General features: G+C 74.4%; 6 protein-coding genes. 1 reads left to right on the top strand and 5 read right to left on the bottom strand.

Annotation, left to right across the window (positions count from 1 at the left end; all coding sequences use genetic code 11):
- Positions 1-677 (bottom strand): maltotransferase domain-containing protein (locus IE118_RS21805; protein WP_189559659.1); only part of this gene is annotated, 677 nt, incomplete at its 3' end.
- A gap of 875 nt (positions 678-1,552) precedes the next feature.
- Between IE118_RS21805 and IE118_RS21800 the strand changes: the two genes are divergently transcribed.
- Entirely contained in the window at positions 1,553-4,201 is a 2,649-nt protein-coding gene (locus tag IE118_RS21800; RefSeq protein ID WP_189559658.1) for a glycosyltransferase family 1 protein, read from the top strand.
- A gap of 170 nt (positions 4,202-4,371) precedes the next feature.
- On the opposite strand, the gene IE118_RS21795 is transcribed toward IE118_RS21800, so the two are convergent.
- The 4 genes from IE118_RS21795 to IE118_RS21780 all read right to left on the bottom strand — a co-directional run bounded on the left by IE118_RS21795 (position 4,372) and on the right by IE118_RS21780 (position 10,764).
- Entirely contained in the window at positions 4,372-4,893 is a 522-nt protein-coding gene (locus IE118_RS21795; protein WP_189559657.1) for a DUF1990 domain-containing protein, read from the bottom strand.
- 72 nt (positions 4,894-4,965) lie between these two features.
- Entirely contained in the window at positions 4,966-7,011 is a 2,046-nt protein-coding gene (locus IE118_RS21790; protein ID WP_189559656.1) for a M4 family metallopeptidase, read from the bottom strand.
- Positions 7,012-7,276: 265 nt separating this feature from the next.
- Entirely contained in the window at positions 7,277-9,046 is a 1,770-nt protein-coding gene (locus IE118_RS21785) for an ABC transporter ATP-binding protein (protein ID WP_189559655.1), read from the bottom strand.
- Complete coding sequence (locus IE118_RS21780) at positions 9,043-10,764, bottom strand: ABC transporter transmembrane domain-containing protein (RefSeq protein ID WP_189559654.1); 1,722 nt, start codon at positions 10,762-10,764, stop codon at positions 9,043-9,045. Before IE118_RS21780 ends, IE118_RS21785 begins: the two co-directional genes overlap by 4 nt.
- Positions 10,765-10,770: the final 6 nt, after the last annotated feature.

Genomic DNA, 10,770 nt, shown 5'->3' with positions numbered 1-10,770 from the left:
CGCAGCGGATGCCGGGCCAGCACCGCCTCCACCTCCGGCGTCAGCGCCGCCGCCAGCCGGGACGCCGCCGGACGGCTCTCGTCCCGCAGCGCTGCCACGGCCCCGAGCAGCACCTCTCTCGACGCGGAGTCCGGAACCCCGGCCGCCGCACGCTCGTGCAGCCGGGCGCCCTCCTCCAGGACGGCCTCCGTGTCCATGCCCGCCGGAATCTTGATCCGCGCGTGGTGCCGCCAGGTGGTGACCGGGTCGCCCCAGGCCTCCACGGTGTACGTCCACAGGCCGGGCTCGCCGGCGATGACGGTCGCCCCCCACCGGTCCGTGCCGGGCGCCAGCTCCCGCATCGGCGTGAACGGCCCCGGCCGCCCCCCGGGATCCTTCAGCACCACGTTGGCGGCCACCGCGTCGTGCCCCTCACGGAACACCGTGGCCGAGATCTCGAACGTCTCGCCGGTGACGGCCTTGGCCGGCCGGCGTCCCTGCCGGACCACCGGCCGCACGTCCAGCACGGGTATGCGTCCCACGGCGGTCGCCGCGGCGGCGCCGGACGGTGGTGCGGGGGCGGTGACGGGTGGGGGGCCGGTCTCGGCGCGGCGGCCGGGAGACGTACCGGCGCCTGCGTCCACGGGGGCCGGGGCCCCGTGCGTCGGGGGTGAGGACGAGTGGTGCTTGGCGGGCATGACCGCTCCTGTCCGCGTCAACGTCGGTGGGCTGATGACTGTGGGGAGGTGGGTCCTGCGGGGTTTCTGTGGGGTGTACCCGCAGGAGCCTTCCCACACTGTTCGGGTGGGCAATCCGGCACTTTGTTAACTACTCACGCGTATGTCGACACACAAGACCGGCCCCGTCCGCACGCGTCGGAGACGGCCCCCGGAGGGTCCCTGCTGGGCTCGTGCCCACTCGGGCGGGGGTCACGCCGGGGTCACCGGCGCGAGGCCCCGCGCCCGGGCCCCCGCCCGGGCCCGGGACCCTGAGGAACCGGTTCCGCGAGCCGGCCCCGCACCCCGGCGCCTTCCCGCTCCACACCCCGTCGACCAGTGCTTTCGTCCCCTTCCCCGGCGTCGCCCGCCGGTGCCCGGCGAGGGGCGGCGCCACCGTGTGCGGGGAGGCCGCCGCCGTACCGGCGCACGTGGCGCGCGTGACGGCGCCCCGAACCGGCACCGAGGTGACCGGCGCCCCCGGACCGGACGAAACCGGCGCCGGACCGTGGTGGGAAAAGGCCGGATTCTTGTCCTGCCGGCCGCCCGCGCGGGCCGTGACGGCCCCGTCCGCTCCCGTCGGCGAGCACCGGAGGGCGGCCCCTCCACGTCGCCCGCGGCGACCGTGGTGTGACGCCGGAGGCGGGGGAGGGCGGTGCGCGACGCGGGGGCGAAGCGCGACAAGGGCGCCCATGGGGGCGGAATCGGCCATGTCCGTCCTGAGGTGAATCGTTTGGACAGGGCTGTGGAGGTACCCGTGTCCCCCGGCCTCCCGCGCGGACCGTGCCCGCGCCGGTACTGTCGGCAGGGATGCCCGGACGCACACCGCGTCTCTCACGAACGCGCCGAGGTGGCTTGTGAAGGCGATCCGTCGATTCACCGTCCGACCCGTGCTCCCCGAATCCCTCCGGCCGCTGAGCGATCTGGCCCGCAATCTGCGCTGGTCCTGGCACGCCGGGACCCGGGACCTGTTCCGCTCCGTCGACCCCGAGCGCTGGGCGGCCGCCGGAGGCGACCCCGTACGGCTGCTCGGCAGCGTGGCGCCCGAGCGGCTCGCCGAGCTGGCCGGGGACCGTGACTTCCTGAGCCGCCTCGAGGCGGTCGCGGACGATCTGCGCGCCTACATGACCGGCGACCGCTGGTACCAGGCGCAGCCCGGCCGGCCGCCCGCCGCCGTCGCCTACTTCTCCCCGGAGTTCGGCATCACGGCCGCGCTGCCGCAGTACTCCGGGGGGCTCGGCATCCTGGCCGGCGACCATCTGAAGGCCGCCAGCGACCTCGGCGCCCCCCTCATCGGCGTCGGGCTGCTGTACCGGCACGGCTACTTCCGCCAGTCCCTGTCCCGGGACGGCTGGCAGCAGGAGCACTACCCCGTCCTCGACCCCAACGAGCTGCCCCTGGACCAGCTCAAGGAGGCCGACGGCACACCTGCCCGGATCACCCTCGCCCTGCCGGGCGACCGCTCCCTGCGCGCCCGGATCTGGCTGGCCCAGGTGGGCAGGATCCCGCTGCTGCTGCTGGACTCCGACGTCGAGGAGAACGACCTCGGCGAGCGCGGGGTCACCGACCGGCTCTACGGCGGCGGCAGCGAGCACCGGCTGCTCCAGGAGATGCTGCTCGGCATAGGAGGTGTCCGCGCGGTGCGCGCCTACTGCCGCCTCACCGGGCACGCCGAGCCCGAGGTGTTCCACACCAACGAGGGCCACGCCGGCTTCCTGGGCCTGGAACGCATCGCCGAACTGCGCGCCCACGGACTGGACTTCGACGCCGCGCTGGAGGCCGTCCGGGCGGGGACCGTGTTCACCACCCACACGCCCGTCCCGGCCGGCATCGACCGCTTCGACCGCGAACTGGTCGCCCGGCATTTCGGCCCGCACGCCGAACTGCCCGGCATGGAGGTCGACCGCATCCTCCGGCTCGGCATGGAGACCTACCCCGGCGGCGAGCCCGGCCTGTTCAACATGGCGGTGATGGGGCTGCGGCTGGCCCAGCGCGCCAACGGGGTGTCCCTGCTGCACGGCCGGGTCAGCCGGGAGATGTTCTCCGGCCTGTGGCCCGGCTTCGACCCGGAGGAGGTGCCCATCACCTCCGTGACCAACGGGGTGCACGCGCCCACCTGGGTCGCCCCCGAGGTGTTCCGGCTCGGCGCCCGCCAGATCGGCACCCAGCGCGCCGAGGAGGCCCTGAGCATCGGCGACTCCGACCGCTGGGACTCCGTCGCGGACATCCCCGACGAGGAGATCTGGGAGCTGCGCCGCTCCCTGCGGGAACTGCTGGTGCTGGAGGTCCGCGAACGGCTGCGCGCCTCCTGGCGGCAGCGCGGCGCCGGGACGGCCGAGCTGGGCTGGATCGACGGCGTGCTCGACCCGGACGTGCTGACCATCGGGTTCGCCCGGCGCGTCCCGTCGTACAAGCGGCTGACGCTGATGCTGCGCGACCGGGACCGGCTGACGGACCTGTTGCTGCACCCCGAGCGGCCGGTGCAGATCGTCATCGCGGGCAAGGCGCACCCGGCGGACGACGGCGGCAAGCGGCTCATCCAGGAACTGGTCCGCTTCGCCGACGACCCGCGTGTGCGCCACCGGATCGTGTTCCTGCCCGACTACGGCATGGCCATGGCGCAGAAGCTCTACCCCGGCTGCGACATCTGGCTGAACAACCCGCTCAGGCCGCTGGAGGCGTGCGGCACCAGCGGCATGAAGGCCGCGCTGAACGGCTGCCTCAACCTGTCGGTGCTGGACGGCTGGTGGGACGAGTGGTTCCAGCCCGACTTCGGGTGGGCCATCCCCACCGCGGACGGCGCGGTCGGGGGCACCCCCACGCTTTCGGCAGTGGGGGACGATCCGGACCGGCGCGACGACATAGAGGCCGCGGCGCTGTACGACTTGCTGGAGCAGCGGGTGACCCGCTCCTTCTACGAACGCGGGCGCAGCGGGCTGCCGGACCGCTGGATCGAGATGGTGCGGCGGACGCTGAGCCTGCTCGGCCCGAAGGTGCTCGCCGGGCGCATGGTCCGGGAGTACGTCGAGCGGCTGTACGCGCCCGCGGCCCACGCGCACCGTGCGATGGACCCGGAGTCCGCGCGGGCACTGGCCGGGTGGAAGGCGAGGGTGCGGGCCGCCTGGCACGGGGTGGCCGTCGACCACGTCGAGACGTCCGTGGCGACGGCCACGGCGGAACTCGGCAGCACGCTCGGGCTGCGGGTGCGGGTGACGCTCGGCGGGCTGAAGCCGGAGGACGTCGAGGTGCAGGCGGTGTCCGGGCGGGTGGACGAGGAGGACCGGATCGCCGGGGCGGCCGCCGTGCCGCTCAAGCCGGTCGGGGCGGCGGACGAGGAGGGGCGCTGGGTGTACGAGGGGCCGCTGACGCTGGACCGGACGGGGCCGTTCGGGTACACGGTCCGGATCCTGCCGAGTCACCGGCTGCTGGCTTCCGGGGCGGAGCCGGGGTTGCTGGCGGTGCCGTCGGAGGACGTGGTGGAGGGGGCCGGGGTGCTGATGCGGTGAGGGCCGTGCCGTGACCCGGGGTGCGTGGCGGGTCGCGCGGGTGGGCGCGCCGCGTCCCGCCGGGGTCTCCCCCCGGAGGGGGGACCCCCGGAGGGGGGACCCCCGGCGCCCACCCGTCCCGCCCTGCGGCACGACTGCCCGCAGGCCGGCACCTGGGGAAGCCGGGGGTGTCAGAACTCCTTGAGGCCCTGAGTGGCGAGGCGGCGGAGGGTCTTGCCGCAGCGGCGGGCGTAGGCGTGCTGGAGGCCACGGGTGGCCGGACCGCCCGCGCGGGAGTACCAGCGGGCCGGCCGGCTGAACGCCGAGACGGTCAGCCACACCGTCCCGTCGCCGGTGCGGTCCACCACGAAGGCCTCCTCGCCGCTCTCCGGGTGCCCGGTCAGCGTGCCGTACGCCCAGCCCGCCCTGCGGTACTCCTCCACCGTCCACACCACCCGGCACGGCGCCCTGACCACCCCCGCGAGGGTGATGGTGACGTCGACGCCGGGGGCCGCCCGGTCGGCGCCGGTCTCGATGCCGACACCGAGTTCCCGGTGCAGCTCCCAGGTGAGCAGCGCCTCCGCGGCCTGCCGGAAGACCGCCTCGCCCTCGCCGAGGCGGGTGCGCACCCGCAGGGGGTGGAAGCCGGGAGGGCAGAAACCGGGGTCCCGGGTCGCGCCGACGTGGTCGTAGGTGAAGTCCGCCGAAGACATGGGACCCAAGAGTAGGGCGGCGCCCACGCCGTGGAGAAAGGCGGGGCGCCGCTCGGGGGACGTGTCCCCGGTCTACGGGAAGGTGAGCTTCCAGCTGTTGATGTAGCCGGTGTCGTAGCGTGCCCGGTCCTGCACGCGCAGCTGCCAGGTGCCGTTGGCGGTCTCGGCGGAGGCGTTGACCGTGAAGGTCTGGTTGATGTTGTCCGCGGAGCCGCCGGTGCGGTTGCGCAGGTTGTACACCGTGCCGTCCGGGGCGACCAGGTCGACGATCAGGTCACCGCTGTAGGTGTGCACGATGTCGACCGCGACCTGGAGGTTGGACGGCGCGTTGCCCGACCGTCCGGTGACGGTGACCGGGGACGTCACCGCGGAACCGTAGTCCGGGATCGACACGTCGGCGGTGTTCTCGAAGGAGGTGCCGCCGCCACCGCCGTCACCGGGGCGGGAGCCGACGCTGACGCCCGCCCAGGCGTCCTGCACGGCCTTGTACTCGGCGCTGGTCGTGCCGTACAGCTCACCGGCCGCCGCCAGGGTGCCGGTGCGGGCGCCCGCGTAGTTGGTGGTGGAGGTGAACTTCGTGGTGAGCGCGCGGAACCAGATCTTCTCCGCCTTGGCGCGGCCGATGCCGGTGACCGGCAGGCCGTCCGAGGTGGCCGAGTTGTAGGTGACACCGTTGATGGTCTTGGTGCCGCTGCCCTCGCTCAGCAGGTAGAAGAAGTGGTTCGCCGGACCGGACGAGTAGTGGACGTCGACGCTGCCGATGCCCGAGTACCAGTAGTCCTTGGACGCGCCGTCCTTGCTGGGCTTGTCCATGTAGCGCAGCGGCGTGCCGTCGCCGTTGATGTCGATCTCCTCGCCGATGAGGTAGTCACCGACGTCGGAGGAGTTGTTGGCGTAGAACTCGACGGTCGCGCCGAAGATGTCGCTGGTCGCCTCGTTGAGGCCGCCGGACTCACCGCTGTAGACGAGACCCGCGGTGTTCGAGGTGAGACCGTGGGTCATCTCGTGTGCGGCCACGTCGATCGAGGTCAGCGGGTTTGCGTTGCCCGAGCCGTCGCCGTACGTCATGCAGAAGCAGCTGTCGGACCAGAACGCGTTGACGTAGTTGTTGCCGTAGTGGACCCGGGAGTAGGCGCCCACACCGTCGCCGCGGATGCCGCTGCGGCCGTGCACGTTCTTGTAGTAGTCCCAGGTCAGCGCGGCCCCGTAGTGCGCGTCGGCGGCGGCCGACTCCAGGTTGGACGGGGTGCCGTTGCCCCACACGTCGTCGGAGCCGGAGAAGAGGGTGCCGGTTCCGGAGGTGCCGCGGTTGAGGTTGTACGTCTTGTGCCCGCCGCGCGCGCCGTCGGTGAGGTTGTACGTCGACCCGGACTGCGTGGTGGTCAGGTCGACGGTGCCGCTGTAGACGGTGTGGCCGGTGCCGTTGTGGACGGCCTGCCACTCGTACAGCTTCTCGCCCGTGGTGGCGTCGGTGACGACGTGCAGCTCCTGCGGGGTGCCGTCGTGCTGGAGCCCGCCGACGACCGTCTCGTACGCCACGACCGGCGTGCCGTCGGCCGCCCAGATCACCTTGCGGGGGGCGCGGTCGACGTCGGGGCTCTCGGCCTTCTCGGCCTTCGCGGCGGACAGGGCCTGCTGCTCGGCCTTGGCGGCCGGCACCGTGGCGGTGGTGGTCGCGGGCTTCACCGCGGCCCGGGTGGCCTTGACGACGGAGGCGGCCTCGCCGGCCGTGTCGCCCTGGACGACCAGGTCGCCGCCGAGGACGGGCAGACCGTCGTAGGTGCGCTCGTAGCGGACGTGCACGGTGCCGTCGCGGTCCTTGAGGACGTCACGGACGACGAGCTTCTCCTTGGCGCCCAGGCCGAGGTCCTTCGCGGTCTGCGCCTTGGCGGCGTCGGCCTCGCGGATCAGCGCGGCGCGTTGCGCGGGGGTGAGCCTGACCGACTCGGACCCCGGCTTCGCGTCGCTCGCGGCCGTCGGCGTCCGCTCCGGGGCGGCGGTGGCGGAGCCGGACTGCACGGCCGTGGCGATCAGCGCGGCCACCCCGGCGAGGGCGACGGCGGCGGCGCGGCGGTGCGCGGTGTGGGGGGTGCGTCTGTGGGACGACCTGGTTCTCAACGCTGACTCCTTCTGCGTGGCCGCGGGTCGCGCGGCCTGGGGAGACCGGCCGGCTGGTGAGCCGTCCGGGCAGAACGGAAGTGCGAGGTGCTCTGAACGCGGCCGCCGGGCAGCGGTGGGCTGGAGCTGTGGGGTGGAGCTGTGGGGTTGCTGTGCGACGGCCGTGGGAAGAGTCGCAGGGGATCGCGGTTGCTGTCAGGAGCGCGTCAAAACATTGGCCGGAAATCGTTCGTTGTCCGGAGGTCAGGGTTCGGTATACGAACGGTCAAGTCGTCGGCGTGCCGGTCGTGCGGTCCCCGTGCCAGGAGTGCCAGAGGGAGGCGTACGCCCCGCCGGACGCCACGAGGGCGTCGTGTGTGCCCAGTTCGGTGAGACGGCCGTCCTGCATGACCGCCACCCGGTCCGCGTCGTGCGCGGTGTGCAGCCGGTGCGCGACCGCGATGACCGTACGGCCCTCCAGGACGGCCGCCAGCGCCCGCTCGGTGTGCCGCGCGGTCGTCGGGTCGAGCAGGGCGGTCGCCTCGTCGAGGATCAGCGTGTGCGGATCCGCCAGCACCACCCGCGCCAGGGCCAGTTGCTGCGCCTGCGGGCCGTCGGTGGCGTGACCGCCCTCGCCCAGCCCGGTGTCCAGCCCCTCGGGCAGCTCCCGCACCCACGCCTCGGCGCCCACCGCGCTCAACGCCGCCCACACCCGCGCCTCGTCCGCCTCCGGTGCGGCGATCCGCAGGTTGTCGCGCACCGACCCGAGGAAGACGTGGTGTTCCTGGGTGACCAGCACCACCTGCCGGCGCAGCCGCTCCGGGTCGAGGGCGGACACCGGCACCCCGCCCACGGTCACCGAGCCCGAGGTCGGCGCGTCCACGCCCGCCAGCAGCCGGCTCAGCGTGGTCTTGCCCGCGCCCGAAGGACCCACCACCGCGAGCCGCTCGCCCGGTGTCACCGTCAGGTCGACGCCGCGCAGCACCTCGCCGCCCCCGTCGTACGCGTAGCGCACGCCGGTCACCTCGATGCGGTCGTCCGCCGGGTCGGGGCCCTCGCCCCGCCCGGTCGCGCGCGGAGCCCGGGCCAGCCCCTCCACCCGGGCGAAGGAGGCGCCGCCGGCCTGCAGTTGCTCCAGCCGCATGAGCACCTCGTCGAGCGGCCCGGTCAGCTGGAGCAGGTACAGCGACACGCTCACCACGGCGCCCAGGCTCACCGTGCCCCGCTGGTGCAGCCATCCGCCGCACAACAGCACCCCGGCCACCGGCACGGTGTACGACAGCTCGACCACCGGGAAGAACACCGTGCGCAGGAACAGCGTGTGGAACCGGGTGCGCCGGGAGACCTCCAGCGCCTCGCGACTGGCCCGCACCCGCCGTTCCCCCAGCCGGAACGCCTCCACCGTGCGGGCGCCCGCCGCCGTCGCCGCGACGATCTCCGCCACGTCCGAGTTGGCCGCCCCCTCCGCGAGGTAGGCGTCACGGGCCCGGCGCAGGTACCACCGCAGCACCAGCCAGATCGGGGTCAGCCCGAGCAGTCCGAGAGCGCCCAGCAGCGGATCCACCACGAGCACCGCGCCCATCAGGAACAGGGCCTGGACGGCGTTGACCAGCAGCGCGGGACCCGCGTCGCGCAGGGTCGTGCCCACCGTGGTCACGTCCGCCGTGCCCCGCGCCGTGAGGTCCCCCGTACCGGCCCGCTCCACCACCGACGAGGGCAGCGCCAGCGCCCGGTCCACGAACCGCTCCCGCACCCGCGCCAGCGTGCGCTCCCCGAAACGGTGCCCGACGTAGCGGGCCCAGCGGGACAGCAGCAGTTGCGCGACGGCGCACAGCAGGATCACCGGCACCAGCCGGTCCACCACCGCCGTCCCGCCCCCGGAGCGGACCTCGTCGACGATGCGCCCCAGCAGCCAGGGCCCGGCCAGCCCCGCCAGGGCCGCCAGCCCGTTCAGCGCCAGGACGCCCGCGAAGGCCCGCCGGTCCGCCCGGACCAGTCCCACCGCGGCCCGGCGCACGTCGGCGGGCCCGGCGAGGGGAAGCCGCTCCCCGCTCATCCGCGTACCTCCTCGGGGGTGTTCTGCTCGGCGTCCCGGGCCACCAGGGCCCGGTAGCCCGGCTCGCCGTCCAGCAGCGCGCGGTGGCCGCCCTCCGCCACCACCTTGCCGTCGGCCAGGTAGAGCACCCGGTCGACCCGGTCGAGGACCAGCGGCGAGCTGGTCGCCAGCACCGTCGTGCGGCCCTCGCGCGCCGCGCGCAGCCGGCCGGCGGCCGTGGCCTCGGTGTGCGCGTCCAGCGCCGAGGTCGGCTCCACCGCCAGCAGCACCTCCGGATCGACCAGCAACGCCCGCGCCAGCCGCAGCCGTTGCCGCTGCCCGCCGGAGAGACTCCGCCCCTGCGCGGACACCTCCGAGGCGAGCCCGTCGGGCAGCCCCCGCACGATGTCGTCGGCGGCGGCCGCGTGCAGCGCCCGCAGCACCTCCTCGTCGGACGCGTCCCGGGGCCCGGCCACCACCTCCCGCAGCGGACCGGCGAACAGGTCGGCCTCCGGGTCGGCGACCAGGATCCGCTCCCGCACCCGGGCGAGCGCGATCCCGTCCAGCCGGACCCCGCCCCAGGTGACGCCCGACGGCGCGTACCGGCCGAGACGGTCCACCACCGCGAGCGCGTCGGCGGGACGCGCGGAGACGAGCGCGGTCAGCCGGCCCGGCAGCACCCGCACCCCCGACTCCGGGTCGTGCAGCACGGACGGCTCGGCCGGCGGGTCGGCGGTGGCCGCGTCGGCGGGCGGCTCCAGCCGCAGCAGCTCCGCCACCCGCCGGCCCGCCACGACGCCCCGGCTGAGCTGGTAGCCGCACTCGATGAGGAACATCACCGGCCACACCAGCACGGCCACGTAGCCGTACACCGACACCAGCTCGCCCACCGTGATCTCGCCCCGCGCGGCCAGCCGCGCCGCGATCCAGGTCACCCCCGCGAGGAACAGCGCCGGCAGCCCCGCGGAGAGCGCCTGGATCCAGCTGGTCACCGCCCCGACCCGGTAGCCCTGCTCCCGCAGCCGCCCCGAGTCCCGGTGGAACGCGTCGGACACCAGGTGCTTCCCGCCGAGCCCGCTGAGCACCCGCAGTCCGCCCGCGAGGTCCCCGATCCGCGCGGTCAGCACTCCCTGCCGCTCCCGGTACTCCGCCTCCGCGCCCCGCAGCCGACCCGTCAGCGGCCCCACGGTCAGTCCGATGACCGGCACCCCCAGCAGCACCACCACCGCGAGCAACGGCGATACCGACAGCAGCAGCCCCGCCACCACCGCGTACGCCACGACCGCGCCGACCCCCGGCCCGACGGCCGTGAGCGACTGCGCGATCATCTGCACGTCGCCCACCCCGATGGTGACGACCTCCCCGGCACCGGCACGCCGCTCCAGCGAGGCGCCGAGCCGCACCGTGTGCCCCACGACCACCTTCACCGTGCGGAAGTTGGCGTCCATCCGCACCCGCGTCATGATCCGGTGCCGCATGATGCTCAGCCACGCGTTGAAGGCGTTCACCACGAGCAGGGCGCCGGTCCACAGCGCCAGCGCCCCCATGTCCCCCGGCGTCAGCCCGTCGTCCACGGCCCGCGACATCGCGTACGGCGTCGCCGCCAGCAGCACCATCCACACACTGCCGAACACGGCGCCCGCCGCGCACCGCCCCGGCTGCCGCAGCACCAGCCACCACAGGTAGCGGGCACCGCCGCGACAGTCCGGCGTGCCGGGATCCTCGTACGCGTCGATCATGTGGTC

Origin of the sequence: Streptomyces pilosus (genome assembly GCF_014649835.1) — a bacterium.
In the GTDB taxonomy this organism is placed as follows: Bacteria; Actinomycetota; Actinomycetes; order Streptomycetales; family Streptomycetaceae; genus Streptomyces; species Streptomyces pilosus.
This window is presented reverse-complemented; position numbering and strand designations above follow the sequence as displayed.

Bases quoted from the DNA above. Each gene is read 5' to 3' on its own strand.
- IE118_RS21780 (WP_189559654.1), bottom strand. From the start codon at position 10,764: ATGATCGACGCGTACGAGGATCCCGGCACGCCGGACTGTCGCGGCGGT.
- IE118_RS21795 (WP_189559657.1), bottom strand. From the start codon at position 4,893: ATGTCTTCGGCGGACTTCACCTACGACCACGTCGGCGCGACCCGGGAC.
- IE118_RS21785 (WP_189559655.1), bottom strand. From the start codon at position 9,046: ATGAGCGGGGAGCGGCTTCCCCTCGCCGGGCCCGCCGACGTGCGCCGG.